The organism is Streptomyces sp. NPDC058701, from assembly GCF_042715295.1.
Taxonomy (GTDB): domain Bacteria; phylum Actinomycetota; class Actinomycetes; order Streptomycetales; family Streptomycetaceae; genus Streptomyces.
In genome coordinates this window covers 1-26,896 of sequence record NZ_JBHXSY010000047.1, presented here as the reverse complement: position 1 = coordinate 26,896, position 26,896 = coordinate 1, and the positions used below count along the sequence as shown (strand labels likewise).

The following is a 26,896-nucleotide window of genomic DNA, read 5'->3' as shown; positions in this document are numbered from 1 at the left end:
GACCCGCGCGGAACCGTACGGCCCCGGCAGCTGCTGCCGGGGCCGTACGCGTTCACCCGGACGGGCCGGTTCGGGTCGTGGGGCCCGGGTAGGGGACGGCCCGTCCGACCCCCCACCCGACAGGAGAGCCCCGTGGCCGACATGAACGGCCCCTACAAGCCCGGCACTCCGTGCTGGATCGACCTGATGGTCCCCGACCAGCAGGCGGCCATCGACTTCTACTCCGACCTCTTCGGCTGGCAGGGCGAGATCGGCCCGCCCGAACAGGGCGGCTACTCCGTCTGCAGCCTCAAGGGCAAGCCCGTCGCCGGGATCATGAAGGCGATGAACCCCGACGGCTCCGTCCCGGACCCGATGCCGCCGACCGTGTGGACCACGTACCTGTCCACCGACGGCCTCGACACCGCCGTCCGGGCCGCCACCGATGCCGGAGGCCGGGTGCTGGCCGGGCCCATGGACGTGATGGACCTCGGGCGGATGGCCGTCGCCGCCGACCCCACCGGCGCCGTCTTCGGCCTGTGGGAGCCCGGCAGCTTCGACGGCGCGGGCATCGTCAACGAGCACGGCGCCCTCACCTGGAACGAACTGTCCACCGGGGACACCGGCGCCGCCGCGGCGTTCTACTCCGCCGTCCTGCCGGTCAGCACGGCCGCCTCCGAGATGGAGGGCGCCTCGGACTACACGGAGTTCCTGGTCGGCGGCCGCGCGGTGGCCGGGATGATGGACCTGGGCAAGCTCCCGCCCGGCACGCCCCCGAACTGGCTGCCGTACTTCCACGTGGACGACGTGGACACCATCCAGGCCGCGGCCACCCGGGCCGGCGCCGACGTCCTGGCCCCCGCTTTCGACATGGTGGCCGGCCGCATGGCGGTCCTGGCCGACCCGCAGGGCGCGCCCTTCGCGGTCATCACGGCGAACGTCGGTCAGCAGCCCGCCTGACGACGGGTACGGCCCCGGCGGGGCGCACCGCCGGGGCCGTGCCCGCCGTACGCACGCGGTCCTCAGCGCCGCAAGGCCTCCGCCGGCTGAATGCGGGCGGCGCGCCAGGCGGGGTAGAGCCCCGCCAGGAGCCCCGTGACCAGGCCCAGCAGGGGCGCGGCCGCGACGGTCGCGGGGTGCACGACGGGGGTCCAGTCGCGGACCACGGCGACACCCACCACGGTGAGCGTGCCCAGGGACGTTCCGACGAGCCCGCCGAGCGCCCCCAGGGCCCCCGACTCCGCGAGGAACTGGGTGGTGATGTGGCGCCCCCGCGCCCCCAGCGCCCGCCGCAGCCCGATCTCGCCCGTGCGCTCCAGGACCGCGACCAGCGTGGTGTTCGCGATGCCGACGGCTCCGATGACCAGGCAGATCCCGGCGAGGACCAGGAAGAGCTGCTCCAGGTCCGAGGTGACGCCGGAGCGCAGGGTGCGCGGGTCGGGCGGCGGTACGGCCCTGAGGTACTCGGGGTGGTCGGGCCGCAGCGCGGTCGGGGCGAGCCGGGCAACCTGCTGGGCGGCGCCGACGTCCGTCGCGACGAGCATGGTGGTGCCGCCGCCGTCGGGGGCGCCCCAGATCTCCTCCGCGGTCGTACGGGGTACCGCGACCGACAGCAGGAGCTCGGCCTTGCGCTCCACGTCCTCGATGATCCCGATCACGGTGAACGGTTCGGCGCCGATGAAGACGGCCGGCCGGGTCTCCAGGGTGGTGATGCCGAGGCGGGCGGCGGCCCCCGAGCCGAGGACGGCCACGCGCTGCCGGGTCCCGGAGTGGTACGCGTCGTAGAGGCGCCCCTGGGACAGCCGGGGAACGGCGGCGAGCAGCGCGCCCGGTGAGGCCGCGACCACGTCCGTGCGCTCGCCGCCGCCCGCGGCGCCGCCGACGGGTGCGGCGCGTACGGCGTCCGTGGCCGGGTCGAGGCGGACCGTGTGGAACACGCCCGCGTGCCGGACCCCGCCCAGGCGTTCGACGCGGAGGTCGGCGTCCGCCGGGAAGCCGGGGCCGGCGAAGGGGTTCTGCTCGCGGGCCACGTCCTCGACGGTCACCTCGGTCGCGGTCAGCAGGTTGAAGCGGCTGTCGATCTGGGACGAGGTCGTGGCGGTCAGGCCGAGGACGGCGACGAAGGTGCCGACGCCGAGCACCGTCCCCAGTGCGGTGAGCGCCGAGCGGGCCGGGCGCTGGAGGATCCCCGCGAGGGACTCGGAGAGGGTGTCGCGGACGGCGAAGCGTGAGGGCTCGACCCGTACGGCCGGCTCGACCCGGGCGGCCGTACGGGGCCGGCGCCACCTCACGCGGGTGCCTGTGCGCGCAGTACGCCGTCACGCAGTACGCCGTCGCGGATCGCGACGGTCCGGCCGCCGTGCGCGGCGACCTCCTGGTCGTGGGTGATGACGAGCACGGTCATCCCGTCGGCGTGGAGTTCGTCCAGCAGGGCCAGGACGGTGGCGGCGTTGGCCGAGTCGAGGTTTCCGGTGGGTTCGTCGCACAGCAGCAGGGACGGCCGGGCGACCAGCGCGCGGGCGATGGCGACCCGTTGCCGTTCGCCGCCGGACAGCCGGGAGGGGACCGCGGCGAGGCGGTGCCCGAGTCCGACGCGTACGAGCGCCTCGCGGGCGCGGCCGGTGCGTTCCCTGCGGGGCACGCCGTTGTACAGCATGGCGAGGGCGACGTTCTCCAGGGCCGAGCGGTGGGGCAGGAGGTGGAAGGACTGGAAGACGAATCCGATGCGGCGGCCGCGCAGGGCCGTCCGGTCGTGGTCGCCGAGCGAGCCGGTGTCGATGCCGTCGAGGAGGTAGCGGCCCTCGGTCGGCGCGTCGAGCAGGCCGGCGATGTTGAGGAAGGTCGACTTGCCGGAGCCCGAGGGGCCGACGACGGTGACGAACTCGCCGCGCCGGATGGTGAGGTCGCACGGTTGGAGGGCGGCTACCGGCGGCGGCCCCGGGTAGGTCAGGCCAGCCCGCCGGAACTCGATCACGGGGGGCGGGGGTTGGGGCTGTGATCGAGGTGCGGCCGCGCTCATGACCCGCCGCCGCCCTTGGCCCCGGGGGCGCGGGTTGCCTTGCCCGCGCCCTTCGCGGTGCCCGGGTTGACGCCGGTGACCACCGCGTCCCCGTCGGTCAGGATCCCGTCGCCGGTGGGGCGGACCTCCACGTAGCCGTCGCCGGTGGTGCCGGGCCGGACCTCGACCCGGCGCTGGATGCCCGTACCGTCCACGACGGTGACGGTGGTGCGGCCGTCGGCTCCGGCGGACACCGCGGACACGGGGACCACGAGCGCGTCGCCGTCCGTCGCCGCGGCCTCCACGGTGAGCCGTACGTCCTGGCCGACGAGCTTGGTGTCCAGCGGCGCGAGCGGGCGTACGAGCATCTCGTACCCGGCCGGCCCGCCCGGGGCGGGGGCCTGCTGCCCCTGCCCCTGACCGCCGCCCGACCCGGCGTTCGGCGCGGCGCGCTGGGCGGGCTGCGGGGCGTCCGCGACCGACAGCACTTCGGCCGCCGCCGTGAGCCCGCTGACCTCGGAGAGGATCTCGACCTTCTGGCCGGGCCGGACCAGGCCCCTCTGGTGGTCCTGGAGCTGCCCGCGCACGACCAGCGCCCCCGCGGACAGCGACAGCGCGACGCCGCTCACGGGAGACCCGGGGCGGACGGCGACCGAGTCGGCCCGCGCGGGGAACGACTCCAGGAAGACGACCTCGCCGGCCGGCAGCATCGGCCCGGCCGCCGCGCGGGCCTCGGCGAGGCGTTCGCGGGACTTGCGCAGGTCCTCCGCGGCGCGGTTGACCGTGCGGGCGGCGTCCTGTCCGGAGCCTCTGGCCGTCCCGGAGCCCTTGGCGCCCGGGCCGGGCGGCGCGGCACCGGGGCCCGCGGGGGCCGCCGTACCGGCGGCGGCGGTCGCGGTCGCGGCGGACCGGGCGTCCTCCAGGGCGCGCTCGCCGGAGGTGACCGCATCCTCGGCGGCCCTGACCGCCTCGCCGCGGTCGGCGACGGCGGGCAGCGGGTCGTAGCCGATCGAGCGGTAGAAGGAGCTCAGCGCCGCCTTCGTACCGGCGCCGAAGGTGCCGGTCCGGTCGGAGCCCGTGCCGTGACCGAGCCCGGACAGCGCCTTCTGGAGCTGTTTCACGTCGTCGCCGGTGGCCCCGGGCTTGAGATCCCGGTACACCGGCAGGGCGCCGGGCAGCGCGAAGACCGGGCGCCCGGACACCTCCAGGAGCATCCTGCCCGCGTCGACGGCGTCGCCCTGACGTACGGCCACCTTGGTGACCACGGGGGCGGCGGCGCCCTCCCCGCCCGCGGCCGTCGGGGTGACCTGGACCGACTGGGCCGAGGTGACCGTTCCGCGCACGATGACGGTGTCCCGCAGGACGCGCTTCTCGACCCGGGCGACGAGGACGTCCAGAGGCGGCGGCCCCGCCTCGGCCGCGGTCTGCGCCGGAGACTTGATCACCTGCGAGGCCGCGACCCCGGCGCCGGAGAGCAGCACCGCGCCCGCCGCCACGACCCCCACCCAGGCCCGCCGCCGGGACATGCCCGCGGAAACCCCGGCCCCCTCGACCGCCTCCACCGGCCCTGCCGTCGCCAGGTCCCCGGTCCGGGAGTCGGTCTCCTTGACGGCCGCGGATCGGGCCCGTCGAGATGGCACAGCAGGCCTCCCAAGCAGCTTGTATGACCGACACCCTAAGTCAACGCCCGCAATCACCCTGTGCGCAGGGACAGTTGTGAGCCACTCCCGACACACGGTCGACTTCCCGGTGCGCAGCACCGTTCATCCAGCGGAACCCCTGGCGGAGCCACCCGGCCGAGCGTCAGTCCGCCCGCCTCCCCGCCCGAGCCGGATGTCGCACCAGACGACTTTCCCCGGCGCACGCGGCAGCACCCCCCACTCCTCGGCCAGCGCCTCGACGATCACCAGCCCCCGCCCGCCCTCCCCACCGGGCGGGCGGGCCGCCATCCGCGACCGTCCGGGCCCGCTGTCGTGCACCTCGATCCGTACGGCGCCCCCGAAGGCGAGCAGCCGGAGCAGGTAGCCGCGGCCGCGCGGGACGCCGTACCGCAGCGCGTTGGTGGCCAGCTCGCTCACGCAGAGCAACACGTCGTCGTGCCGGTCGGCGACCCCCCAGGCGTGCAAGGTGTCACGTGTGAACTGGCGCGCAGCTGCGACGCTTTGGGGTGAGCGGAGGTAGAGCCGCTCGCGCACGAGGGCCGCCTGAAGGTGGGGATTCACGGAGCGATGGTCGCGCGCAGTGACTAGCGTGGTGCCGAGCACCGACCCGTACTCCTCGATGAGTACGGGTCCGCGCGGGGTCATGCACGTACACGGGTGGGGAGTTCGCAGTCATGCCACCGAGGAAGCGCACACGGCCGAACGCGACGACCATGAAGATGGTCGGCGCGCAGCTGGCCGCCGCCCGCATCGCCAAGAACCTGACCCAGAAGCAGCTCGGCGAACTCGTCCGCCTGGACGCCGAGACCATCGCCTCGATCGAGCAGGGCCGCCGCGCCCTCATGCCGAACGTCGCGGAGCTGATGGACCGCCACCTGGGCCTGCCGGGGCTCCTGGCGGTGGCGGCCAATGAAATGCCGCTGGTGGACACCATCCCGCCGTGGGCGGAGGAGTACATGGATCTGGAGCACACTGCCATCACGATCTCCTGGTTCGACAACCAGGTCGTGCCGGGGCTACTCCAGAAGGAGAGCTACGCACGAGCGGTGTTCGGCTGCCGCATCCCGGCCCACCCGGAGTCGGAGATCGAGGCCCTGACGGCATCGCGCATCGCACGCCAGGAGATCCTGAACCGTCCCACACCGCCGACGCTCAGCTTCGTCGTCTGGGAAGCGGTTCTGCGCGACCGGATCGGCGGTGACGAGGTGCATGCGGAGCAGCTGACCCACCTGCGCACCTGCGCCGATCTACCGGACGTGAGCCTCCAGGTCATGCCCTTGGGCTGTAGCTCACACGCGGCCCTCGACGGGCCGTTCACCATTCTGGAAACGCCGGACCACCAGTACCTCGGCTACGCGGAGAGCCAGCGCGGCAGCCAGCTCATCTCGCACGGAGACGAGGTCAGCATCCTCGCGCGAAGGTATGCGATGCTGCGAACCCAGGCCCTCAACACCGAGCATTCCAAGGGTCTGTTGGACCGTCTGCTAGGAGAGACATGAGCGCCACGACCGCACTCAAGTGGTTCAAGTCCAGCTACAGCGGCGAAGAGGGCGACGCCTGCGTCGAGTTCGCCACGACCTGGCGAAAGTCCTCCTACAGCGGCAGCGATGGCGGCCAGTGCGTCGAGGTGGCCCGCTGCGCGGGGACCGTCCACGTCCGGGACAGCAAGGTCAGCGGGGGGCCCGTCCTGGACCTGGCCCCCGCCGCGTGGGCCACCTTCACAGAGTGGACCCGTTGATCCGGCCCTCCAGCCCGTCCAGGATGCGGTCCAGGCCGTAGCGGAACTGGAAGTCCGGTTCGCCGGAGCCCGCGAACGCGTCGGAGTCCAGCAGCCGCGTCACGGCCGGGTGGGTGTCCGGGCCGGTCATCAGCCGTAGCGTGCGCACGTACCGGTCCATCGCCAGGGCCGGTGAGACGCCGGACTTCACGATGGCGTCCATCATGTCGGCGGCCATGACGGCCTCGTTCCGCACGAGGCCGCCGACCAGGATGATCGTCGAGATCTTCTCGCCCTCGTCCAGGCCCGTGCCGGCCAGCGCCGCGAGCCCGCGTTCCATCCAGGCGAGCTGGTTGGGGCTGACCGGGGCGCCGGTGATCGGGATGCGCAGGATCCACGCGTTGGCCATCAGGACCGCCCGCTGCGCGAACGCCCAGTGCGACAGCAGTTCCCGCCAGCCCCCGTCCCGCACCTCCGGGGGGACCGGCGGCGGGGCGCCGACCCCGACGTCCGCCATCAGGATGTACAGCTCTTCCTTCGCCGTGACGTACCGGTAGAGGGACATCGTCGAGACGCCCAGCTCCTTGGCGACCCGGCCCATGGAGACGGCGTCCACGCCCTCCGCCGCGGCGAGCGCCACAGCCGCGTCCACGATCCGGGTGAGCGTGAGCGTGGGGCGCGGGCCCTTCCCCGGGCGTTCCCGCAGGCCCCAGGCCATTTCCAGGCTCGCCGGGAGCCCGGTGCCGTCCTCCGCGTCCGTCATCGCCGTCCCTCCCTCCGCCAGTGGTCGATTGACCCACATCCTAGTTCTGTGTATTACTTACACAGAAGCGCGTAACCCATACGCAGAAGGGAGCGTGGTCCCGCGATGACCACGAACGACCTCGGTATTCAGGCCTCCGCCCTCGTCAAGTCGTACGGCGCCCTCCGCGTCCTCGACGGCATCGACCTCGCCGTCCCGCGCGGTAGCGTCCTGGCCCTGCTCGGCCCCAACGGCGCCGGGAAGACCACCACCGTCCGCATCCTGGCCACCCTCACCGAGCCCGACTCCGGCACCGCGCGCGTCGCGGGCCGCGACACCGCCGCCGAGCGGAGCCTCGTACGCCGCTCCATCAGCCTCATCGGGCAGTTCGCCGCCGTCGACGACCTCCAGACCGGCGCCGAGATGCTCCGCATGACGGCCCGGCTGCGGGGACTCTCCGCCCGCGCCGCCCGGACCCGCGCCGACGAGCTCCTGGACCGCTTCGAGCTCTCCGGGGCCGCCGACCGCACGGCCAAGACGTACTCGGGCGGCATGCGCCGGCGCCTGGACCTCGCCGCCGGCCTCGTCTCCCGGCCGGAGGTGATCTTCCTGGACGAGCCGACCGCCGGACTCGACCCGCGCAGCCGCCAGGACCTCTGGGACCTCGTACGGGAACTGCGCGACGAGGGCACCACCGTGCTGCTCACCACGCAGTACCTGGAGGAGGCCGACCAGCTCGCCGACCGCGTCGCCGTCCTGGCGGCCGGACGCATCGCCGCCGAGGGCACCCCGGCCGCGCTCAAGTCCCGCGTGGCGGGCCACCGCCTCGACCTGACCCTGACGAGCCGGTCCGCCTACGAGGCCCTGGCCGGCCGCGCCGTCCACCTGGCCCCCGACGCGCTCACCCTCGGCCTGCCCACCGACGGGAGCGCCGCCCACGTACGGGCCCTGCTCGACGAACTCGACCCCGACGGCACCGGCATCGACCGCTTCACGATCCGCGGCGCCACCCTCGACGACGTGTTCCTCACCCTGACGGGAGCCGCTCCGTGACCACCGTGACCACTGTGACCCCCTCCGCGCCGACCTCCGCCCCGGCATCCGCCCCGACGTCCGCCCTGTCCTCCGCCGTCACCCTGGCCGGACGCAGCCTGCGCATCAGCCGCCGCCAGCCGGACGTGCTGGTCACCGCCCTGATGCTGCCGGTGATGCTGATGCTGATCTTCGTGTACTTCTTCGGCGGCGCCATCGACACCGGCACCGCGTACGTGACGTACGTCGTCCCCGGCGCGATGCTGCTGTGCGCGGGCTTCGGCGCCGCGAGCACCGCCGTCAGCGTCAGCCAGGACATGAAGGACGGCGTCATCGACCGCCTCCGCTCCCTCGACGTCGGCGGCGTCCCCATCCTGGCCGGGCACGTCACCGCGTCCGTCGCCCGGAACCTGCTGTCCACCGCCCTGGTCCTCGCCGTCGCCCTCGCCATCGGATTCCGGCCGCAGGCCGGCCCCCTCGGCTACCTCGCGGCCGCCGGGCTGCTGTTCGCGTACATCACCGCGATCTCGTGGCTGGCGGCGGCGCTCGGCCTGCTCGCCGACTCGCCCGAGGCGGCCGGCGGCTTCACCTTCCTGATGATGTTCCTGCCGTACCCGTCCAGCGCGTTCGTCCCCATCGACACCATGCCCGGCTGGCTCCACGGCTTCGCCGACCACCAGCCGCTGACCCCGGTCATCGAGTCCCTGCGCGCCCTGCTCCTGGACCGGCCCGCCGGGGACGCGCCCTGGGTCGCGCTGGCCTGGTGCGCGGGCATCACGGCAGCGGCCGTGGCGCTCTCCGCGGCCCTGTTCGCCCGCCGCACCCGCTGAGCGGCGCCGGCTCCCCACGGGGGTGGGAGCCGGCCCGCGGTTCAGCGGTTCAGCGGTTCAGCGGTTCAGCGGTTCAGCGGTTCAGCGGATGGGAGTGCCGCCCGGTCGCCTGGTCGATCTCGGCGTGGGCCTTCTGCAGCATCTGCGACGCCAGGTCCATCAGCGCCCGGGCACCCGCGATCTCCTCCCCGACCCTCAGCTGCTCCGGGTCGGACGGATGGCGCATGGCGTAGCCGCGCGCCCTCATCTCGGAGCCGTCCCCGAGCCTGACCAGGGCCGCCGCACCCGTGCGGTGGCCCTCCTCGGTGAATTCGAGCTCCACGTGCCAACCGACGAGTGTGGACACGGTGCACCACCTCCAGGGGCTCGCCCTCCCCCCAGCGTGCGCCCCGCCGCCCCGCCCCGCGAGCGGGCCCGGCCGCCGGTCAGCGGGCGTCGCGGAGCCAGCCCGCGACCTCGGTCGCCCAGTACGTCAGGATCGTGTCCGCGCCCGCCCGCTTGATGCCCAGCAGGCTCTCCAGGATGGCCCGGTCGCGCTCGATCCAGCCCTTCTCGGCCGCCGCCTCGATCATCGCGAACTCGCCGCTGATCTGGTAGGCGGACACCGGCACGTCCACCGCCTGCGCCACCCGGTAGAGGACGTCCAGGTAGGGGCCGGCCGGCTTGACCATCACCATGTCGGCGCCCTCCTCCAGGTCCAGCGCCAGCTCCCGCAGCGACTCCCGCGCGTTCGCCGGGTCCTGCTGGTACGTCTTGCGGTCCCCCTGGAGCGAGGAGCCCACGGCCTCGCGGAACGGCCCGTAGAAGGCGGACGAGTACTTCACCGTGTACGCCAGGATCGACACGTCCTCGTGCCCCGTCTCGTCCAGCGCGTCGCGGACCACCCCGACCTGGCCGTCCATCATCCCGCTCGGCCCCACCATGTGGACGCCCGCGTCGGCCTGGACCTGCGCCATCTCCGCGTACCGCTCCAGCGTCGCGTCGTTGTCGACGCGCCCGTGCTCGTCCAGGACCCCGCAGTGCCCGTGGTCGGTGTACTCGTCCAGGCACAGGTCCGACATGATCACCAGGTCGTCGCCGACCTCGGACCGCACGTCGCGGATCGCGAGCTGCAGGATCCCGTCCGGCTCGGTGCCCGCCGTGCCCCGCGCGTCCTTGTTCTCGTCCGCCGGGACGCCGAACAGCATGATCCCCGAGACGCCCGCCGCGACCGCCTCCGCGGCGGCCTTGCGCAGCGTGTCGCGCGTGTGCTGGACCACGCCCGGCATCGCCGAGATCGCCAGGGGCTCGCTGATGCCCTCCCGTACGAACGCCGGCAGAATCAGGTCCGAGGGGTGCAGCCGGTTCTCCGCGACCATCCGCCGCATCGCCGGGGTGGTGCGCAGCCGGCGGGGCCGGGAGCCGGGGAAGGATCCGTACGCGCTCATAGTCAGTCGCCTCTTCGAGCATCGAGAACAGTCGGAAACCAGCGTAGGGCCCGCACGCACCGCGCCCGGGACCGCCCGTCGCCCCGCACGCAGCGCCCCTCGCCCCGCCGTCGCTCCCGGCCCGCGCCGGACCCGCGCGCGCCCGTATCCGGGCCGCGTACGGCGAAGGGCCCGGACGCGTCGCGCGTCCGGGCCCCGTCACGGCTTCCGACCGGTCAGGTCGTACGGCGCCTGCGCGCCCCCGGCCGCCGCTCGCTGGGCCGGAACACCGTCTCGCCGGCCTCCTTGGCCGCCTCGCGGCGTGCCGCGCCGTACTCGGCGAGGGCCTCCGCCAGCTTCGACACCGACGGCTCCGGCGACAGCACGTCCACGCGCAGCCCGTGCTCCTCCGCGGTCTTGGCCGTCGCCGGCCCGATACACGCGATGACGGTCACGTTGTGCGGCTTGCCCGCGATCCCGACCAGGTTGCGGACGGTGGAGGACGACGTGAACAGCACGGCGTCGAAACCGCCGCCCTTGATCGCCTCGCGCGTGTCCGCCGGCGGCGGCGACGCGCGCACGGTCCGGTAGGCCGTGACGTCGTCGACCTCCCACCCGAGCTCGATCAGCCCGGCGACCAGCGTCTCGGTCGCGATGTCGGCCCGCGGCAGGAACACCCGGTCGATCGGGTCGAAGACCGGGTCGTAGGGCGGCCAGTCCTCCAGCAGCCCGGCCGCGGACTGCTCGCCGCTCGGCACCAGGTCCGGCTTCACGCCGAACTCCACCAGGGAGGCCGCGGTCTGCTCGCCCACCGCGGCGACCTTGATGCCCGCGAAGGCCCGCGCGTCGAGCCCGTACTCCTCGAACTTCTCCCGCACCGCCTTCACGGCGTTGACCGAGGTGAAGGCGATCCACTCGTAGCGGCCGGTCACCAGGCCCTTCACGGCCCGCTCCATCTGCTGCGGAGTGCGCGGCGGCTCCACGGCGATGGTCGGCACCTCGTGCGGCACCGCTCCGTACGAACGCAGCTGGTCGGAGAGCGAGGCGGCCTGCTCCTTGGTACGCGGTACGAGCACCCGCCAGCCGAACAGCGGCTTCGACTCGAACCAGGCCAGCTCGTCGCGGCGCGCGGCCGCACCGTGCTCACCGACCACGGCTATGACCGGCCGGGCGCCCTCGGGCGAGGGCAGCACCTTGCCCTGCTTGAACACCTGCGCGATCGTTCCCAGCGTCGCGCACCAGGTGCGCTGCCGCGTGGTCGTACCGGCGACGGTCACCGTCAGCGGGGTGTCGGGCTTGCGCCCGGCCCCCACCAGCTCGGCGGCGGCCGCCGAGACGGTCTCCAGGGTCGAGGAGACGACGAGTATGCCGTCGCTCGCGCCCGCCTCGGTCCAGCAGCGCGCCGAGGCGGTCCTGGCGTCCACGAAGCGCACGCCGTTGCCGTCGCCCCGCTCCCGCAGCGGCACACCGGCGTACGCGGGCACGCCCACGGCCGTCGGGATGCCGGGCACGACCTCGAACGGGATGCCCTCGGAGGCGCAGACGAGCATCTCCTCGGCCGTGTTCCCGTCGAGCCCGGGATCACCGGTGACGGCTCGCACGACCCGCCTGCCGGAGCGTGCGGCCTCCATGACAAGATTGACCGCGTCCCGGATCACCGGGACCCCGGCGGCTGCTGACTTCTCGTCAGCTACCGTCAGCTGTGGCGTGTCGACGGTGGCGCGCGCATGCGTGCGCACGACGTCGAGCACATCGGGCTCCGCGATCAGCACGTCCGCGGCGCCGAGCGCCTCGACGGCGCGCAGCGTCAGCAGACCCGGGTCGCCGGGGCCGGCACCGAGGAAGGTGACGTGTCCGTGGGCGGCGACGCCCGGAAAAGCGGAGGTGGTGGGACGTGTGGGGCTCACGCTCGCTCCCCCATCAGACCGGCCGCGCCCTTGGCCAGCATCTCGTCCGCGAGTTCACGGCCGAGCGCCATGGCCTCGTCGTACGACTGGGGCACGGGACCGGTGGTGGACAGCTGCACCAGCGTCGAGCCGTCGAGGGTTCCGACGACGCCGCGCAGGCGCATCTCATGGACAGTCTGACCGTCGGCCAGCAGGTCGGCGAACGCCCCCACGGGGGCGCTGCAGCCGGCCTCCAGGCGGGCGAGCAGGGAACGTTCGGCGGTGACGGCGGCCCGGGTGTACGGGTCGTCGAGCTCGCCGAGCGCCGCGATCAGGTCCGTGTCGGACGCGAGGCACTCCACGGCCAGGGCTCCCTGGCCGGGCGCGGGCAGCATGCCGTCGACCGGCATCAGCTCGGTCGCCTCGCCGCCGCGGCCGATGCGGTTCAGCCCGGCGGCGGCCAGCACCACGGCATCGAGCTCGCCGTCGCGCACGAACCCGATGCGGGTGTCCACGTTGCCGCGGATCGGCACGGTCTCGATGCGCTTGCCCAGCGAGAGCGCCAGGTGGTTCAGCTGGGCCGTCCGGCGCGGCGAACCGGTGCCGATCCGGGCGCCGTCGGGCAGCTGCTCGAAGGTGAGGCCGTCGCGGGCGACGAGCGCGTCCCGGGCGTCCTGGCGCTGCGGCATCGCCGCGATCACCAGGTCGTCGGGCTGCGCGGTCGGCAGGTCCTTCAGCGAGTGCACGGCGAAGTCGACCTCGCCGCGCACCAGCGCGTCGCGCAGAGCGGTGACGAAGACCCCGGTGCCGCCGATCTGCGCGAGGTGCTCGCGCGACACGTCGCCGTAGGTCGTGATCTCCACGAGCTCGACGGTCCGCCCGGTGACCGCGCGGACCGCGTCGGCGACGTGGCCCGACTGCGACATGGCCAGCTTGCTCCGCCGCGTACCGAGCCGCAGCGGCTGGTCGGGACGTGTGTTCATGATGCCCGTCCTGGGTCGTCGTCGTTCATCGGATCGGCCGCGTCTGCCCGGCTGACGGATGCCACCGTCTGCGGGTCGAGGTCGAAGAGTTCGCGCAGTGCCTCCGCGTACCCGGCGCCGCCGGGCTCGCTGGCGAGCTGCTTGACGCGCACGGTCGGCGCGTGGAGGAGCTTGTCGACGACGCGGCGCACGGTCTGGGTGACCTCGGCCCGCTGCCGGTCGTCGAGGTCGGGCACCCGCCCGTCGAGCCGGGCCACTTCCATGGCCACGACCTCGGCCGCCATGGCCCGCAGGGCGACGACGGTGGGCGTGATGCGCGCGGCCCGCTGCGCCGCCCCGAAGGCGGCCACTTCCGCGGTCACTATCCCGCGCACGGCGTCGACGTCCGCGGCCATCGGGGCGTCGGCGGACGTCTCGGCGAGGCTCTCGATGTCGACGAGCCGTACGCCCGGCACCCGGTGGACGGCCGCGTCGATGTCGCGCGGCATGGCCAGGTCGAGCAGGGCGAGCCGTACGGCCGTCCCGTCGCCGAGCGCGCGGGCGCTCTTGCGGGGCTGCCGCTGAGCGGCGGCCTCGCCCTGGTCGGCCCAGGTGCCGTGCAGTTCGAGCGCGCTGGCGTCGACCCCGGTCAGGGCGGCCCGGCCGTCCGCGGCCGGCGCGTCCGGGCCGAGCGGGCACCCGTCGGGCTCCGGTGCGGCGGCCAGGGTCCGTACGGCTCCGGCGTCGGCCAGCCGGCCCCCGGCGCGGGCGGCGGCAGCCAGCCGCGCCACGACCTCGGCGTCCACGCCGGCGGGTCCCGGGCCCGCCGGCGCGCGCGGCGCCTGCGGCTCGGGCTCCGGCACGGCCGTCGGGGCGAAGGCCCCGCCGCCCTGGGACACCGCGGCGGCCACCTCGTCGGCGGTCAGCACCAGCCCGGTCGCGCCCGTGCACGACACGACCACGTCGACTCGTGTCAGCTCCTGCGGCACGGAGCGCATCGGGACGGCCGAAGCCCGCACCCCGGTGCCCGAGGCAACCAGAATTTCGGCGAGCCGCTCCGCCCGGTCCACGGTCCGGTTGGCCACCACGATCTCGGCGATGCCGACCCGTGCCAGCGTCGCCGCCGCGAGCGAGGACATCGACCCGGCGCCGATCACCAGCGCCCGCTTGCCGGCCGCCCACTGCGCCACCGGCGTCTTCACCGCGAGCTGCTCCAGCCCGAAGGTGACCAGCGACTGCCCGGCCCGGTCGATCCCGGTCTCCGAGTGCGCCCGCTTGCCGACGCGCAGCGCCTGCTGGAACAGGTCGTTGATCAGCCGGCCCGCGGTGTGCTGCTCCTGCCCCAGCGCCAGCGCGTCCTTGATCTGTCCGAGGATCTGGCCCTCGCCCACGACCATCGAGTCCAGTCCGCACGCCACCGAGAAGAGGTGGTGCACCGCCCGGTCCTCGTAGTGGACGTAGAGGTAGGGAGTGAGCTCCTCCAGCGCGACGCCGCTGTGCTGCGCGAGCAGCGTGGACAGCTCGGCGACGCCGGCGTGGAACTTGTCCACGTCCGCGTACAGCTCGATGCGGTTGCAGGTGGCGAGCACCGCCGCCTCCGTCGCCGGTTCGGCGGCGAGGGTGTCGTGCAGCAGCTTGACCTTGGCGTCCGCGGACAGCGAGGCCCGCTCCAGGACGCTGACGGGCGCGCTGCGGTGGCTCAGCCCTACGACGAGCAGGCTCATGCCGGCATCACCGCCGGGACGTCGCCCTCGGGGTTGCCCTTGCGGGCGACGGCGGCGGCCCGGCCGGCCGGCGGCACCACGGCCGCGGCGGGGGCGGCGCCGCCCACGGAGGACGCCTCGGCGGCCGCGGCGGCGGCAGCGCCCTCGCCGGCCTTGCGCTGCTCGTGGAACGCCAGGATCTGGAGCTCGATGGAGAGGTCGACCTTGCGCACGTCCACACCCTCGGGCACGGACAGCACGGTCGGCGCGAAGTTGAGGATCGAGGTGACGCCGGCCGCGATCAGCCGCTCGCTGACCTGCTGGGCCGCGCCGGCCGGGGTCGCGATGACCCCGATCGAGACGCCGTTGTCCTCGATGATCTTCTCCAGCTCATCGGTGTGCTGCACGGGCATCCCGGCGACCGGCTTTCCGGCCATCGCCGGGTCGGCGTCGATCAGCGCGGCCACCCGGAACCCGCGGGACGCGAAACCGCCGTAGTTGGCGAGGGCCGCGCCCAGGTTGCCGATGCCGACGATGACGACGGGCCAGTCCTGGGTCAGCCCGAGCTCGCGGGAAATCTGGTAGACGAGGTACTCGACGTCGTAGCCGACGCCGCGCGTACCGTAGGACCCCAGGTACGAGAAGTCCTTGCGCAACTTCGCGGAGTTGACTCCGGCCGCGGCCGCGAGCTCCTCGGAGGACACCGTGGGCACCGATCGCTCGGAGAGCGCGGTGAGGGCGCGCAAGTACAGCGGAAGCCGGGCGACAGTGGCCTCGGGAATACCTCGGCTGCGGGTCGCCGGTCGGTGAGTTCGGCCAGTTGCCACGATGCTCCTGCGGGATGAGCGGGGCTGCAGGCGGCCTCTTGTCCCAGGACCGCCCCGTCGACAGCAGGCTATGCCTTTGTGAACGCGTGCACAAAGATTGTGTCCGCTTTGTCCGACCAAAGTGACCGGGGTCACGCGCCCCCGGCACGGAACCCGGGAACCGGCGGCACGCCGAACCCGTTCAAATCCAGAAGGGGGCAAAACCGTACACACTCCTCACAGATACGCGCCCTAGCCCCCATAAATCGCCCACGATGGTAACCACGAAGCGGCCTAGCCCTCCAACGCCCGCCGCAGCCGGTCCGGGTTCACCCTCCAGAAGGTGTGCTGCTCGCCGTCCACCAGCACCACGGGAATCTGCTCCCAGTGCAGCCGGTAGAGCTCCTCGTCCTGCGAGATGTCCTTCTTCTCCCAGCGCGCGCCCGTCTCGGCGCACACCTTCTCCACCACCTCCTGGGCGTCGTCGCACAGATGGCACCCGGGCTTCCCGATGAGCGTCACCACCCGCTCGCCGGGGCTCTTCTTCTCCTTGCGGCGCAACAAAGGGCTCATGCCCCCATTCTCGCGCGCCGCCGCGCCCGCCCCCGCGTAACGGCGGCGCCCCGCAGAGTTCACGCCTCCGCATCCCATCGGTTCGGGAACTCCCGAACACAGTGGCTATGCTCGCGTCATGGCCGCTCTGGGATGGCTCACCCCCCGTAGGCGCTCCGCCACCGCGCGGAGCGTGCTGGCAGGCGAGGCCTCGGCTGAGGCCGCCCGCAAGACCGCTCTGGCCGACACCCCACCTCTGACCGGCCCCGAAAGGGACGCCCGCGAGGAGGCCGAGGCCCTGGCGGAAGCCGAGGCGCGGGAGCCGCAGGAGCCGGCCGAGCCCGAGTTCCCCGTCGCCGGAGACGACCTCGCCGCCGCCTTCTTCGACCTCGACAACACCGTCATGCAGGGCGCCGCCATCTTCCACTTCGGCCGCGGCCTCTACAAGCGCTCGTTCTTCCAGCGCCGCGAGCTCGCCCGCTTCGCCTGGCAGCAGGCCTGGTTCCGCCTGGCCGGCGTCGAGGACCCCGACCACATGCAGGACGCCCGCGACAGCGCCCTGTCCATCGTCAAGGGCCACAAGGTCTCCGAGCTGATGTCCATCGGCGAGGAGATCTACGACGAGTACATGGCCGAGCGGATCTGGCCGGGCACCCGCGCCCTGGCCCAGGCCCACCTCGACGCCGGCCAGAAGGTGTGGCTGGTGACCGCCGCCCCCGTGGAGACCGCCACGATCATCGCCCGCCGGCTCGGACTCACCGGCGCGCTCGGCACGGTCGCCGAGTCCGTCGACGGCATCTACACCGGCCGCCTCGTGGGAGAGCCGCTGCACGGCCCCGCCAAGGCCGAGGCGGTCCGGGCCCTGGCCGCCGCCGAGGACCTGGACCTCGCGCGCTGCGCCGCGTACAGCGATTCGCACAACGACATCCCGATGCTGTCCCTGGTCGGACATCCGTACGCGATCAATCCCGACACAAAACTGCGCAAGCATGCCCGCACCCACGACTGGCGGCTGCGCGACTATCGGACCGGCCGCAAGGCCGTGAAGGTCGGCGTCCCGGCCGCCGCCGGGGTCGGCGCGATCGCGGGCGGCGCGGCCGCCGCCATCGCCCTGCACCGCCGCCGCAGGTAACAACTCCGGGCTCCGCGCGGCCCCGCCCCGCACCCGCCGCGCCGACGGCCGGACCGGGGGCATTCGCTCACCTCTACCCGCGCCCCGGGCGCGGCACTCCGACCTGCCCGACTCGGTCGTGAGCCATGGGGGAAGCTGCCATTCCGCGCACCCAACCGATCAAGAATCGATCACCAACAGCGACCGAATATGCCCTGGACACGCAACAGAAGTGTCGGAACCGGTGATTTGAGCAACTGGGTGTAGCACTGCCTGTACGAAGCGTTATTCTCCTCAAACGCATGCCACCGCTCATCTGTCGCCACGACGGGTGAACGGTCCCGCACTGCACGTGATGGAAGCTCTGCCTCTGGGAGTCCCGTGTACCCACCTGTCGGGGTTGACGCCTCGGGCCTGGCTACGCTGCGCGCAACGGTCCTCGACCACCTGCGCGGCTTCGTCCCCACCGCGTACGCCGTTCCCGCCTTCGCCGCCGCGGTCCCTGCCGGCTCCGGCCCGGCCGGTCCTTGCTATGCCCTGACCGACGGCGGCGCGACGGTGGGCAGACGCGGCCGCGCGGCCGGGGGCTCGAACGGCGCCGCCGGCACGAGCACTCAGGCCACCACCCACCGCCGCCCCACCGCGGACAGCGACCAGGCCCGCATGATGGACCTGGTCGAACGCGCCCAGGCCGGCGAAGCCGACGCCTTCGGCCGCCTCTACGACCAGTACAGCGACACGGTCTACCGCTACATCTACTACCGCGTCGGCGGCAAGGCGACCGCGGAGGATCTCACCAGCGAGACCTTCCTGCGCGCGCTGCGCCGCATCTCCACCTTCACCTGGCAGGGCCGCGACTTCGGCGCCTGGCTCGTGACGATCGCCCGCAACCTGGTGGCGGACCACTTCAAGTCCAGCCGTTTCCGGCTGGAGGTCACCACCGGCGAGATGCTCGACGCGAACGAGGTCGAGCGCAGCCCCGAGGACTCCGTCCTGGAGTCCCTCTCCAACGCGGCCCTGCTGGAGGCCGTGAAGAAACTCAACCCCCAGCAGCAGGAGTGCGTGACCCTGCGCTTCCTGCAAGGGCTCTCGGTCGCCGAAACGGCCCGGGTGATGGGGAAGAACGAGGGCGCCATCAAGACGCTCCAGTACCGGGCGGTCCGCACCCTCGCCCGGCTCCTCCCCGACGACGCCCGCTGATTCCCTCACACGCCCACCAGTACGACACCACCTCACATACATCCGGTGACCCCTCGATGACGCTGTGGTCCGATCATCCTTCGTCCGTAACCCAAGTGCCGCGACGCTCGTTGTGCGGAATGCAGGCTCCCTGTGGACACGCCCTGCCCGAAGCCGCTCACTCGAAAGTGTGGACGTGCTCAAGGAAGGCAACCTTCCGGACACCTTGGGGAGTCGATCGTCATGACGAGAGGAGGTGCCGCCAGTGATCGCGAACGTGACCCCGCACCGGCGGGCGAACGCCTTCGCCCAGGCCCTGGAGGATCGGACTACGTCCGATGCTCCGGAACCGGACCCGGCGGCCGAGCAGTCCGAGGCACCTGCCGAACCTGCCGACCACGACCGGCTGTTGGCCCTGGCGAGTGCGCTCGGCGAAAGAATGCCGCGCCCAGTGCTGGACCCCCAGGTCAAAGTGGTGCAACGAGCCCAGCTCGTCGCCGCCATGGAGGCCATGGTGCTGGAGGAAAGGGCCGGGGGCGGTGCCGCCCCGGACCCTCTGGTGCCCGAACAGCGGACCGGCCGCGGCGCCCACCGGGCGACCTCGCTCCGGAAAATGCGGCCCCGCTCCCGCTGGTCCAAGGGCATTGCGGCAGGCGGCCTCACCGTGGGTGTGGCCGCAGGGGCCTTCAGCGGAGTGGCCGCTGCCAGCACGGACGCCCTGCCCGGTGATTCCCTGTACCCGGTCAAACGGGGCATGGAAGACCTGAAGCTGGGGATGGCCGACGAGGACTCGGACCGGGGCGAGCTCTATCTCGACCAGGCCTCGAACCGCCTCTCGGAAGCCCGCAGGCTGATGGAACGGGGCCGGACGGGCGTGCTGGACCACGAGTCCCTGGGCGAGATCCGCCGCGCACTGGCGGGCATGAAGCACGACGCGGAGCAGGGCCACCGGCTTCTCCAGGCGGCCTACCAACGGGACGGCTCGCTCGGCCCGATGCAGACGCTCTCGTCGTTCTCCCGCTCCCACCGGGACGCGTGGGGCCGGCTCCGGGAGAAGCTCCCGGCGCAGCTCACGGACGTGGGCGGTGAGGTGGAGGGCGTCTTCCAGGCCATAGACGAAGACGTCGCGCCGCTCCAGGGCCTGCTCCCCAAGCCCCCCGAGCAGAGCAGGGGATCCGGTTCGTCCGGCACCCCGGCCAAGCCCGGCACCCCCAGCGGCAAGCAGCAGTCCGACCCCACCCCGGGCACCCCGTCCGGCAGCGGCCCCGCACCGTCCCCTTCGGGGAGCAGCGCCAAGCCGCAGCCCACGGGCGGCCTCCTGGGAGGGACGGGCGACCTGCTCACCCCGCCCACGGGCCAGCCCTCCCCGCCCCCCACGGGCGGCGTTCCGGAGCACCTCAAGCCGGACATCACCCTCCCGCCCCTGCTCCCGGGCATCCTCCCGGGCCTGGGCCTCGACGCGGAGGACGCCGAGTAGCACCGTCGAACGCCGGCGGGGCACATCCTGCCCCGCCGGCGTTCGGCGTGCCCGGCCGTCAGAAGAAGACGGACCGCCGCTGCACCAGCAGGCGGTACAGCGTGTGCTGGATCTGCTCCCGCACCTGGTCCGTCAGGTTGAACATCAGCATCGGATCCTCCGCGGCCTCCGCCGCGTACCCGTCCGTCGCGATCGGCTCCCCGAACTGGATCGTCCACTTCGTCGGCAGCGGCAGCGCCCCAAGCGGTCCCAGCAACGGGAACGTGGGCGTGATCGGGAAGTACGGGATCCCCAGCAGCCGCGCCAGCGTCTTCGCGTTGCCGACCATCGGGTAGATCTCCTCCGCGCCCACGATCGAGCACGGCACGATCGGCGTCCCCGCCCGCAGCGCCGTCGACACGAAACCGCCGCGGCCGAACCGCTGCAGCTTGTACCGGTCTCCGAACGGCTTCCCTATTCCCTTGAAGCCCTCCGGCATCACGCCGACCAGTTCCCCGGCCTCCAGCAGCCGCTGCGCGTCCTCCGCGCAGGCCAGGGTGTGCCCGGCCTTGCGCGCCAGCTCGTTGACCACCGGCAGCATGAACACCAGGTCGGCCGCCAGCAGCCGCAGGTGCCGCTGCGCCGGGTGGTGGTCGTGCACCGCGACCTGGAGCATCAGCCCGTCGAGCGGCAGCGTCCCCGAGTGGTTCGCCACGATCAGCGCGCCACCCTCCTTCGGGATGTTCTCGATGCCCTTGACCTCGACCCGGAAGTACCTGTCGAACAGCGGCCGCATCAAGGACATCAGGACCTGGTCCGTCAGCTCCTTGTCGTAGCCGAACTCGTCGACCTCGTACTCCCCGGTGATCCGCCGCCGCAGGAACGACAGCCCGCCGGCGATCTTCCGGTCCCAGCCCGGCCCGGCCGGCCGCTCCGGCACCGGCTCCAGCAGCGGCGCGTGCGCGGCCGGCTCCGGCGGTACGGGCGCAGCCGCCCGTACCCGCCGCCCCGAGGGGCGCCGGCGCGACCGGTCCTCGTCGAACGGAATGACCTTGGCGTCCGCCACTATCGCCTCGCTCCTTCAGCCACGTCGGTCCCGACGTCCGAAACGTCCACGTTCAGCATCCCAGCCACCCGGTCCACGGCACGCGCCACCCGCTCCGGTGGCAGCAGCCCGCTCCCCCGGCTCCGGGCGAAGTCGGCGAAGGCCTCGGCGGTCGTGTACATCGGCTCGAAGCCGAGCACCTCCCGCATCTGCGTGGTCTCCACGACCCGGCCGTGCGTCAGGAGCCTTATCTGCTCCGGGGAGAAGTCGGTCACCCCGACCGCCCTCAGCGCCGATCCCACCCACGTCACCGCGGGCAGCAGCAGCGGCAGCGTCGGCCGCCCCAGCCGTCGTGAGCACTGCGAGAGCAGCAGCACCCCGTCGCCCGCGATGTTGAAGGTGCCGCTGTTCAGCGTCCCCCGCCTCGGCTCCTGCGCCGCCAGCCGCAACACGTCGAGGACGTCGTCCTCGTGGACGAACTGGAGCCGCGGGTCGTAGCCCAGCACGGTCGGCATCACCGGAATGGAGAAGTACTCGGCCAGCGCCGAGTCCGCGAAGGGCCCCAGGATGTTCGCGAAGCGCAGCACGCACACCGCGACGTCCGGCCGCCGGCGCGCGAAGCCCCGTACGTACCCCTCGACCTCGGCCGCGTCCTTGGCGAAGCCGCCCGCGGGCAGCGACTTGGGCTCCGTGGTCTCGGTGAAGACGGCCGGGTCCCGCGAGGTGCCCCCGTACACGCTGGTACTGGACTTCACCACGAGCCGCCGGACCGTCGGGGACTTCTGGCAGGCCCCGAGGAGCTGCATCGTCCCGATGACGTTCGTTTCCTTGACGGTGCTGTGCGCGCCGCCCGTTCCCGCCCTGCCGCCTGTGACCGCCAGGTGGACCACCGTGTCCACGGCGTGCTCGGCGAGCACGCGGGCGATCGCCGACTGCCTGATGTCCGTACGGACGAACTCGGCCGACCCGAGCCGGTGCGACGGAGCCACGGCATCCACCGCGATCACCCGCTCGACCTCCGGGTCACGCTGGATGCGGCGCACGAAGCGGCCCCCCAGCTGCCGAGACGCCCCGGTGACCAGTACGACCTTCCCCACGAGCTCAGCGCCTCCCTAGACGGAACAACCTGCCCCCGGCTGCACCGCAGCCCCCCCACCAGGATGGTGGGGGGGCTGCGGAAATACACGTACAGCTACCGTTTACTTCTTGTTACGGCGCTGGACGCGGGTGCGCTTGAGCAGCTTGCGGTGCTTCTTCTTAGCCATCCGCTTGCGCCGCTTCTTGATAACAGAGCCCACGACTACCCTCGCTCACTTCTCTTCACTCGGTGCGGGGCGTCTGGGCCCACACGACCTACGTCGGCTTAGCCTACCCGCCCGAGCTCTGAGCCTGTAATCCACCTGCCTGAGAGGGGGTCCGGGGCTTCAGTCTCAGGCCGACTCCACCCCCACATAGGACTCTCGGAGGTACTCGTGAACCGCGTTCTCGGGGACCCGGAAGGACCGGCCCACCCGGATTGCGGGCAGATGACCGTTGTGCACCAGGCGGTACACGGTCATCTTCGACACTCGCATCACCGAGGCGACCTCCGCCACGGTCAGGAACTGAACCTCACTGAGAGGCCTCTCGCCAGCAGCCATGACACACCTTGACCTTCCGCGCATGACGGGCACCGGCTTCCCCTCCGGTTACTCCTCGTCGTCGCACGCTCACTCCCCAGAGTAGGGGCGCGTGATACGAGTGGGGAAGAGGAGCTACAGCCACTCCTGGCGCATCGGCAGCCCCGCCCGGTCCAGCACGTACCGGCTGAGCGGTCCGTAGTAGTCCGCGCGCACCGCGTCATCCAGCGGGACCGCCACCGAGACCCGCCCCTCGGCCTCCCCCACGAACAGCGCGGGATCGTCCGTATCGGCCAGCCCGATCGCCTCCACACCCAGCTGACCTGCACCGCAGACCCACCCGTGGTCCCCCACCACCAGCTCCGGCAACGGCCCTCCCGCCTCCGCCAGGGCCCCCAGAGCGATCCGGACCGGCAGGGGTGAATGCGAGTGCGCGCCGGGCGCACTCCCGGACTCCCGCACGCCGGGGTCCCGCACCAATGCGACCCCTCGTACGTAATCGATGCAGTGCGTACGTACCCCGAACCGGGTCGCCATGTCGACACTCACCCCCCGCGCCGGACTGAGGACAACACAGCCCGCCGCCGACACCGCCGCCGCCAAGGTGGCGTAGAAACCCAGGAGCCGGTGCGGGTGCCCCGTCCCGAACAGCACCGGGGACCCCGCCCGCGCCGCCTCCCGCAACCTCCCCGCGAAGGCCTCCAGGGCCGCCAGCGTCCGCTCCGGATCGATGACGTCCGGCCCGCTGACGTGTGCCGGGTCCGCCGAGACCCCGCACTTCTCCGCCATCAGCCCCAGCAGGTCACCCTCGCCCCACCCCCGCTCCGGATCCAGCCCCAGCGTCACCCGCGGATCGCGCGCCGCGAACAGCCGGTAACTGCGCAGGCTCTCCTCCCTCGGGGTGGCGACGGGCCCGGCCAACCGGGCGGCCAGCAGATGCGCACGCAGCGCGCCGGTGCTCAACACCCTCCGATGCTCCCCCAACCCATCTGGCGGTTCATCAATTCCGGCGTTCAGCCCCACAGTTGGCGTAACCATGCCTCGTCAGGTCAGCATCCCCCGCAGCGGGAACACCGCCCGCCGCGTCGCCAGCACCGCCTGGTCGATCCGGTCCGCGGGGTCGTACCCGCCCTCCCAGTCCCGCCACACGGCCTCCCGCCCGTCCGTCATCCGCGCCGGCGCCAGCTGCCGCGTCCGCGCGTACACCTCGTCCCGCCACGACGCCGGGACCGCCGACTCCGGGTCGACCGGCCGGTGCCCGGCGATCGCCACCAGGTGGGTCCACGACCGCGGTACGACGTCCACCACCGCGTACCCGCCGCCGCCCAGCGCCAGCCACCGCCCGCCCGCGTGCTCGTGGGCGAGCCGGTGGCAGGCCTCCTGAACCGCCCGCTGCGCGTCCAGGGACACCGCCAGGTGAGCGAGCGGGTCCTCGAAGTGCGTGTCGGCGCCGTGCTGCGTCACCAGCACCTGCGGCCGGAAGTCCTCCAGCAGCTCCGGCACCGTCGCGTGGAAGGCCCGCAGCCACCCCTCGTCCCCGGTACCCGCCGGCAGCGCCACGTTCACCGCCGACCCCTCGGCGGCGGCGCCACCGGTCTCCTCCGGCCAGCCCGTCTGCGGGAACAGCGTCCGGGGGTGCTCGTGCAGCGAGACGGTCAGCACCCGCGGGTCCTCCCAGAACGCCGCCTGCACGCCGTCCCCGTGGTGGACGTCCACGTCCACGTACGCGACCCGCTCGGCCCCCAGCTCCAGCAGCCGGGCCACGGCCAGCGCCGCGTCGTTGTACACGCAGAACCCGGCCGCCGCACCCGGCATCGCGTGGTGCAGTCCGCCCGCGAAGTTCACCGCGTGCTCCGCCTCCCCGCGCCACACGGCCTCCGCACCCGCCACCGACTGCCCGGCGATCAGCGCCGACGCCTCGTGCATCCCGGCGAACGCGGGGTCGTCCATGGTCCCCAGCCCGAAGGACCCGTCGGCCGACCCGGGGTCCGCCGACACCTCCCGCACCGCGGCGACGTACTCCTCCCGGTGCACCAGCCGCAGCGTCGAGTCACCGGCCGCCCGGGCCGCCCGTACGTCCATCACCCGGTCCAGCCCGAAGGCCCGCACCAGCCCCATGGTCAGCGCCAGGCGCACCGGATCCATCGGATGGCTCGGTCCGAAGTCATACTTCGTTACCGCCTCGTCCCACATCAACAACCCGCGGCCGCTCATGCCCGACACCGTATCGGGCGTCGCCGGAGCCGAAGGAGCGGGCGTAGAAGAGTGTCACCAGGACCAGCACCATCGGCACGAGCATCGCCCCGCGGTAGCTCCAGGCGTCCCCCACCGCCCCGACGAGCGGGGACCCGATCAGGAAGCCCACGTAGTTGAAGATGTTGAGCCGCGCGATCGCCGAGTCCGAACCCCCCGGGAACAGCCGGCCCGCGGCCGCGAACGTCTGCGGCACGATCACGCACAGCCCGAGTCCCAGCATCGTGAACCCCAGCATGCCCACCCACGGCCCCGGCGCGGCGGCCACCACCGCGAACCCGCCGGCCGCCACCACGGTCCCCGCCCGCACCACGGCCGCGGCACCGAAGCGCCGTACGCCCAGGTCACCCACGGCCCGCCCGATCAGCGTGGTCACCATGTAGACGTTGTACGGAACGGTCGCCAGCTGCTCGGAGCTGCCGAGCACGTCCTGGAGGTACTTGGCACTCCAGTTCGCCACCGTCGAGTCACCGATGTACGCACACGCCATCACCAGACAGAGCGGCAGCAGCAGCTTCTTCCCCGCGTTCGCCGAGCCCCCCTCCTCCTCACCGGGGGCACCCGGGGCCCCGGGCAGCGCGTCCACGTAACGACGGCTCACCAGCAGGACCAGCGGCAGCAGCACGACGACGGCCGGCAGGTAGCTCACGAACAGGCCCAGGTGCCAGTGCGCCCCGGCCCACGCCGCGGAGGCGCCGACGATCCCGCCCAGGCTGTACGCGGCGTGGAACCCCAGCATGATGCTGCGCCCGTACGTCCGCTGAAGGCTGACGCCGAGCATGTTCATCGAGGCGTCCAGCGCACCCACCGCCAGCCCGAACACCGCCAGGGCCACCGCCACGTGCCACAGCTGCGTCCCCGTCCCGACCCCCAGGAGGGAGAGGAGCACCACGGGCTGCGCCCACCGGAGCACCACGCTGGGCGCGACCCGCTTCACCACGTGCTCGGTGGCGACGCTCGCCGCCCCGGCCAGGATCGGAACGGCGGCCAGGAAGGCGGGCAGCAGCCCGTCGGATATGCCGTACCGGTCCTGAATGCCGGGAATCCGGGTCACGAGCAGGGCGAAGGCGACGCCTTGCGCGAAGAAGCTGAACCCCAGGGCGCTGCGCCCGCGCCGCAGCCGTACGTCAACCGTCATGGCGGCACAGCGTAGGCCCAGGTACTACCCGTGGGTAGAGCGATCACACGGGCAGTTGCAGAAGCCCCGGGAGCTGCTTCATGTCACCGAAGTACCCGGTCGCGCCGGCCAGCCGCTCGGCGGGCACCATCCCGGTGAACCCGTACACCTCCATGCCCGCGGCGAGCGCGGCCCGCACGCCGAGCGGGCTGTCCTCGACGACGACGCAGCGCGCCGGCTCGACGCCCATGGTGCGCGCGGCGTGCAGGAACAGGTCGGGGGCGGGCTTGCCCTGACCGACGTCCTGCGAGCTGAAGAGCCATTCGTCTTCGAACCACTCGTCGAGGCCGGTCACCCGGTGCCCGACCCTGATCCGGTCGTGGCTCCCGGACGAGGCCACGCAGTAGCTGATCCCCTGCTCGACGAGGGCGCCCAGCACCTCTTCCACGCCGGGTACGGGCCTGAGGTCCCGCTCGAACGCGGCGAAGGTCCGTGTGGACAACGTCTCGTCGAAGTCGTCGGGGAGCCGCCGGCCGGTCCGCTCGAGCACGAGGTCGTGCACGCGGTGCACGGCGCCGCCCATGTAGTCGTGGAGCGATTCCTCGTAGGAGGTCGGGTGCCCCAGTTCGGTCAGGTACCCGGCGAGGATGCTGTTGGCGAGCGGCTCGCTGTCCACCAGCACGCCGTCGTTGTCGAAGATGACGAGGTCGTAGCCCATACCCCAACCCTACGAGCCGTCAGCACGGATCGGCCTCGACCCCATGCCGGGCATCCGGTGGAGTCTGGCCCGGAACGCAGAAAAGCCCCGCACCATAAGGTGCGGGGCTTTCCCACAATAATTG

General features: G+C 72.8%; 28 protein-coding genes. 8 read left to right on the top strand and 20 right to left on the bottom strand.

Going from position 1 to position 26,896, the window contains the following annotated elements:
- The first annotated feature begins 141 nt into the window (after positions 1-141).
- Entirely contained in the window at positions 142-939 is a 798-nt protein-coding gene (locus ACFWW8_RS32310) for a VOC family protein (protein ID WP_386534742.1), read from the top strand.
- A 62-nt stretch (positions 940-1,001) separates the two neighbouring features.
- On the opposite strand, the gene ACFWW8_RS32305 is transcribed toward ACFWW8_RS32310, so the two are convergent.
- From ACFWW8_RS32305 to ACFWW8_RS32290, 4 genes are all read right to left on the bottom strand, one after another.
- The gene (locus ACFWW8_RS32305) at positions 1,002-2,270 is read right to left on the bottom strand and encodes an ABC transporter permease (protein WP_386534687.1); all 1,269 of its coding nucleotides are present in this window, start codon (positions 2,268-2,270) and stop codon (positions 1,002-1,004) included.
- Positions 2,267-2,998, bottom strand: coding sequence for an ABC transporter ATP-binding protein (locus ACFWW8_RS32300; protein ID WP_386534685.1), 732 nt, complete (start codon positions 2,996-2,998; stop codon positions 2,267-2,269). The genes ACFWW8_RS32305 and ACFWW8_RS32300 overlap by 4 nt, the downstream gene beginning before the upstream one ends.
- Positions 2,995-4,617, bottom strand: a complete 1,623-nt coding sequence (locus ACFWW8_RS32295; protein WP_386534682.1) for a peptidoglycan-binding protein — start codon at positions 4,615-4,617, stop codon at positions 2,995-2,997. Before ACFWW8_RS32295 ends, ACFWW8_RS32300 begins: the two co-directional genes overlap by 4 nt.
- A 123-nt stretch (positions 4,618-4,740) precedes the next feature.
- Complete coding sequence (locus ACFWW8_RS32290; RefSeq protein ID WP_386534679.1) at positions 4,741-5,199, bottom strand: ATP-binding protein; 459 nt, start codon at positions 5,197-5,199, stop codon at positions 4,741-4,743.
- Positions 5,200-5,312: 113 nt separating this feature from the next.
- On the opposite strand from ACFWW8_RS32290, the gene ACFWW8_RS32285 reads away from it, so the two are divergent.
- Together ACFWW8_RS32285 and ACFWW8_RS32280 are read left to right on the top strand one after the other, a co-directional pair.
- Positions 5,313-6,137 (top strand): helix-turn-helix domain-containing protein, encoded by an 825-nt coding sequence (locus ACFWW8_RS32285; RefSeq protein ID WP_386534677.1) that lies wholly within the window; start codon positions 5,313-5,315, stop codon positions 6,135-6,137.
- Positions 6,134-6,376: a DUF397 domain-containing protein gene (locus tag ACFWW8_RS32280; protein ID WP_386534674.1), complete on the top strand. Its 243-nt coding sequence runs from the start codon at positions 6,134-6,136 to the stop codon at positions 6,374-6,376. The genes ACFWW8_RS32285 and ACFWW8_RS32280 overlap by 4 nt, the downstream gene beginning before the upstream one ends.
- Here the strand turns inward: ACFWW8_RS32280 and ACFWW8_RS32275 are convergent.
- Entirely contained in the window at positions 6,357-7,118 is a 762-nt protein-coding gene (locus ACFWW8_RS32275; RefSeq protein WP_386534671.1) for a TetR/AcrR family transcriptional regulator, read from the bottom strand. The genes ACFWW8_RS32280 and ACFWW8_RS32275 overlap by 20 nt on opposite strands.
- 105 nt (positions 7,119-7,223) lie before the next feature.
- On the opposite strand from ACFWW8_RS32275, the gene ACFWW8_RS32270 reads away from it, so the two are divergent.
- Both ACFWW8_RS32270 and ACFWW8_RS32265 read left to right on the top strand, forming a co-directional pair.
- Positions 7,224-8,150 (top strand): ATP-binding cassette domain-containing protein, encoded by a 927-nt coding sequence (locus ACFWW8_RS32270; RefSeq protein WP_386534668.1) that lies wholly within the window; start codon positions 7,224-7,226, stop codon positions 8,148-8,150.
- 65 nt (positions 8,151-8,215) lie between these two features.
- Positions 8,216-8,959 carry an ABC transporter permease gene (locus ACFWW8_RS32265; protein ID WP_386534739.1) on the top strand — a complete coding sequence of 248 codons (744 nt, stop codon included), beginning with the start codon at positions 8,216-8,218 and terminating at the stop codon, positions 8,957-8,959.
- 73 nt (positions 8,960-9,032) lie between these two features.
- Here the strand turns inward: ACFWW8_RS32265 and ACFWW8_RS32260 are convergent, their stop codons facing one another.
- From ACFWW8_RS32260 to ACFWW8_RS32230, 7 genes are all read right to left on the bottom strand, one after another.
- Positions 9,033-9,305: a DUF1876 domain-containing protein gene (locus tag ACFWW8_RS32260; RefSeq protein ID WP_384129636.1), complete on the bottom strand. Its 273-nt coding sequence runs from the start codon at positions 9,303-9,305 to the stop codon at positions 9,033-9,035.
- Between the two features lie 79 nt (positions 9,306-9,384).
- Positions 9,385-10,386, bottom strand: coding sequence for a porphobilinogen synthase (gene hemB, locus ACFWW8_RS32255; protein WP_386534665.1), 1,002 nt, complete (start codon positions 10,384-10,386; stop codon positions 9,385-9,387).
- A gap of 215 nt (positions 10,387-10,601) precedes the next feature.
- Positions 10,602-12,272, bottom strand: a complete 1,671-nt coding sequence (locus ACFWW8_RS32250; protein ID WP_386534662.1) for a uroporphyrinogen-III synthase — start codon at positions 12,270-12,272, stop codon at positions 10,602-10,604.
- Positions 12,269-13,234 (bottom strand): hydroxymethylbilane synthase, encoded by a 966-nt coding sequence (gene hemC / locus ACFWW8_RS32245; protein ID WP_386534660.1) that lies wholly within the window; start codon positions 13,232-13,234, stop codon positions 12,269-12,271. Before hemC ends, ACFWW8_RS32250 begins: the two co-directional genes overlap by 4 nt.
- The gene (locus tag ACFWW8_RS32240) at positions 13,231-14,937 is read right to left on the bottom strand and encodes a glutamyl-tRNA reductase (protein ID WP_386534659.1); all 1,707 of its coding nucleotides are present in this window, start codon (positions 14,935-14,937) and stop codon (positions 13,231-13,233) included. The genes hemC and ACFWW8_RS32240 overlap by 4 nt, the downstream gene beginning before the upstream one ends.
- Complete coding sequence (locus ACFWW8_RS32235) at positions 14,934-15,743, bottom strand: redox-sensing transcriptional repressor Rex (protein WP_267723936.1); 810 nt, start codon at positions 15,741-15,743, stop codon at positions 14,934-14,936. Before ACFWW8_RS32235 ends, ACFWW8_RS32240 begins: the two co-directional genes overlap by 4 nt.
- Before the next feature lie 273 nt (positions 15,744-16,016).
- The gene (locus tag ACFWW8_RS32230) at positions 16,017-16,295 is read right to left on the bottom strand and encodes a glutaredoxin family protein (RefSeq protein WP_383910457.1); all 279 of its coding nucleotides are present in this window, start codon (positions 16,293-16,295) and stop codon (positions 16,017-16,019) included.
- 118 nt (positions 16,296-16,413) lie between these two features.
- Here ACFWW8_RS32230 and ACFWW8_RS32225 point away from each other — a divergent pair, with 118 nt between their 5' ends.
- The 3 genes from ACFWW8_RS32225 (at position 16,414) to ACFWW8_RS32215 (ending at position 20,041) form a co-directional block, all read left to right on the top strand.
- Complete coding sequence (locus ACFWW8_RS32225) at positions 16,414-17,406, top strand: HAD family hydrolase (RefSeq protein WP_386534655.1); 993 nt, start codon at positions 16,414-16,416, stop codon at positions 17,404-17,406.
- A 360-nt stretch (positions 17,407-17,766) separates the two neighbouring features.
- A complete protein-coding gene (locus ACFWW8_RS32220; protein ID WP_386534652.1) occupies positions 17,767-18,585 on the top strand; it encodes an ECF subfamily RNA polymerase sigma factor, BldN family in 819 nt (272 codons plus the stop codon).
- Positions 18,586-18,829: 244 nt separating this feature from the next.
- Positions 18,830-20,041, top strand: coding sequence for a DUF5667 domain-containing protein (locus tag ACFWW8_RS32215; protein WP_386534649.1), 1,212 nt, complete (start codon positions 18,830-18,832; stop codon positions 20,039-20,041).
- Positions 20,042-20,099: 58 nt separating this feature from the next.
- Here ACFWW8_RS32215 and ACFWW8_RS32210 read toward each other — a convergent pair whose 3' ends face one another.
- The 8 genes from ACFWW8_RS32210 to ACFWW8_RS32175 form a co-directional block, all read right to left on the bottom strand.
- The gene (locus ACFWW8_RS32210; RefSeq protein WP_386534647.1) at positions 20,100-21,086 is read right to left on the bottom strand and encodes a lysophospholipid acyltransferase family protein; all 987 of its coding nucleotides are present in this window, start codon (positions 21,084-21,086) and stop codon (positions 20,100-20,102) included.
- Entirely contained in the window at positions 21,086-22,162 is a 1,077-nt protein-coding gene (locus ACFWW8_RS32205) for an NAD-dependent epimerase/dehydratase family protein (protein WP_386534644.1), read from the bottom strand. The genes ACFWW8_RS32210 and ACFWW8_RS32205 overlap by 1 nt, the downstream gene beginning before the upstream one ends.
- Before the next feature lie 102 nt (positions 22,163-22,264).
- On the bottom strand, positions 22,265-22,363 hold the full coding sequence (locus ACFWW8_RS32200; protein WP_003948845.1) for a 30S ribosomal protein bS22: 99 nt from the start codon (positions 22,361-22,363) through the stop codon (positions 22,265-22,267).
- A gap of 132 nt (positions 22,364-22,495) precedes the next feature.
- Complete coding sequence (locus tag ACFWW8_RS32195) at positions 22,496-22,705, bottom strand: helix-turn-helix domain-containing protein (RefSeq protein ID WP_008738568.1); 210 nt, start codon at positions 22,703-22,705, stop codon at positions 22,496-22,498.
- 114 nt (positions 22,706-22,819) lie between these two features.
- Entirely contained in the window at positions 22,820-23,650 is an 831-nt protein-coding gene (locus tag ACFWW8_RS32190) for a phosphatase (RefSeq protein ID WP_386534641.1), read from the bottom strand.
- A 78-nt stretch (positions 23,651-23,728) separates the two neighbouring features.
- Complete coding sequence (locus ACFWW8_RS32185) at positions 23,729-24,898, bottom strand: acetoin utilization protein AcuC (protein ID WP_386534639.1); 1,170 nt, start codon at positions 24,896-24,898, stop codon at positions 23,729-23,731.
- Positions 24,849-26,075 carry an MFS transporter gene (locus ACFWW8_RS32180; protein ID WP_386534637.1) on the bottom strand — a complete coding sequence of 409 codons (1,227 nt, stop codon included), beginning with the start codon at positions 26,073-26,075 and terminating at the stop codon, positions 24,849-24,851. The genes ACFWW8_RS32185 and ACFWW8_RS32180 overlap by 50 nt, the downstream gene beginning before the upstream one ends.
- A gap of 43 nt (positions 26,076-26,118) precedes the next feature.
- Positions 26,119-26,772 carry an HAD family hydrolase gene (locus tag ACFWW8_RS32175; RefSeq protein WP_386534634.1) on the bottom strand — a complete coding sequence of 218 codons (654 nt, stop codon included), beginning with the start codon at positions 26,770-26,772 and terminating at the stop codon, positions 26,119-26,121.
- Between the last annotated feature and the right edge of the window lie 124 nt (positions 26,773-26,896).

Excerpts from the sequence above, each read along its gene's own strand:
- ACFWW8_RS32310 (WP_386534742.1), top strand. The coding sequence starts at position 142 with ATGAACGGCCCCTACAAGCCCGGCACTCCGTGCTGGATCGACCTGATG.
- ACFWW8_RS32300 (WP_386534685.1), bottom strand. The coding sequence starts at position 2,998 with ATGAGCGCGGCCGCACCTCGATCACAGCCCCAACCCCCGCCCCCCGTG.
- ACFWW8_RS32285 (WP_386534677.1), top strand. The coding sequence starts at position 5,313 with ATGCCACCGAGGAAGCGCACACGGCCGAACGCGACGACCATGAAGATG.
- ACFWW8_RS32280 (WP_386534674.1), top strand. The coding sequence starts at position 6,134 with ATGAGCGCCACGACCGCACTCAAGTGGTTCAAGTCCAGCTACAGCGGC.
- ACFWW8_RS32275 (WP_386534671.1), bottom strand. The coding sequence starts at position 7,118 with ATGACGGACGCGGAGGACGGCACCGGGCTCCCGGCGAGCCTGGAAATG.
- ACFWW8_RS32270 (WP_386534668.1), top strand. The coding sequence starts at position 7,224 with ATGACCACGAACGACCTCGGTATTCAGGCCTCCGCCCTCGTCAAGTCG.
- hemB (WP_386534665.1), bottom strand. The coding sequence starts at position 10,386 with ATGAGCGCGTACGGATCCTTCCCCGGCTCCCGGCCCCGCCGGCTGCGC.
- hemC (WP_386534660.1), bottom strand. The coding sequence starts at position 13,234 with ATGAACACACGTCCCGACCAGCCGCTGCGGCTCGGTACGCGGCGGAGC.
- ACFWW8_RS32240 (WP_386534659.1), bottom strand. The coding sequence starts at position 14,937 with ATGAGCCTGCTCGTCGTAGGGCTGAGCCACCGCAGCGCGCCCGTCAGC.
- ACFWW8_RS32230 (WP_383910457.1), bottom strand. The coding sequence starts at position 16,295 with ATGAGCCCTTTGTTGCGCCGCAAGGAGAAGAAGAGCCCCGGCGAGCGG.
- ACFWW8_RS32225 (WP_386534655.1), top strand. The coding sequence starts at position 16,414 with ATGGCCGCTCTGGGATGGCTCACCCCCCGTAGGCGCTCCGCCACCGCG.
- ACFWW8_RS32195 (WP_008738568.1), bottom strand. The coding sequence starts at position 22,705 with ATGGCTGCTGGCGAGAGGCCTCTCAGTGAGGTTCAGTTCCTGACCGTG.
- ACFWW8_RS32185 (WP_386534639.1), bottom strand. The coding sequence starts at position 24,898 with ATGAGCGGCCGCGGGTTGTTGATGTGGGACGAGGCGGTAACGAAGTAT.
- ACFWW8_RS32180 (WP_386534637.1), bottom strand. The coding sequence starts at position 26,075 with ATGACGGTTGACGTACGGCTGCGGCGCGGGCGCAGCGCCCTGGGGTTC.
- ACFWW8_RS32175 (WP_386534634.1), bottom strand. The coding sequence starts at position 26,772 with ATGGGCTACGACCTCGTCATCTTCGACAACGACGGCGTGCTGGTGGAC.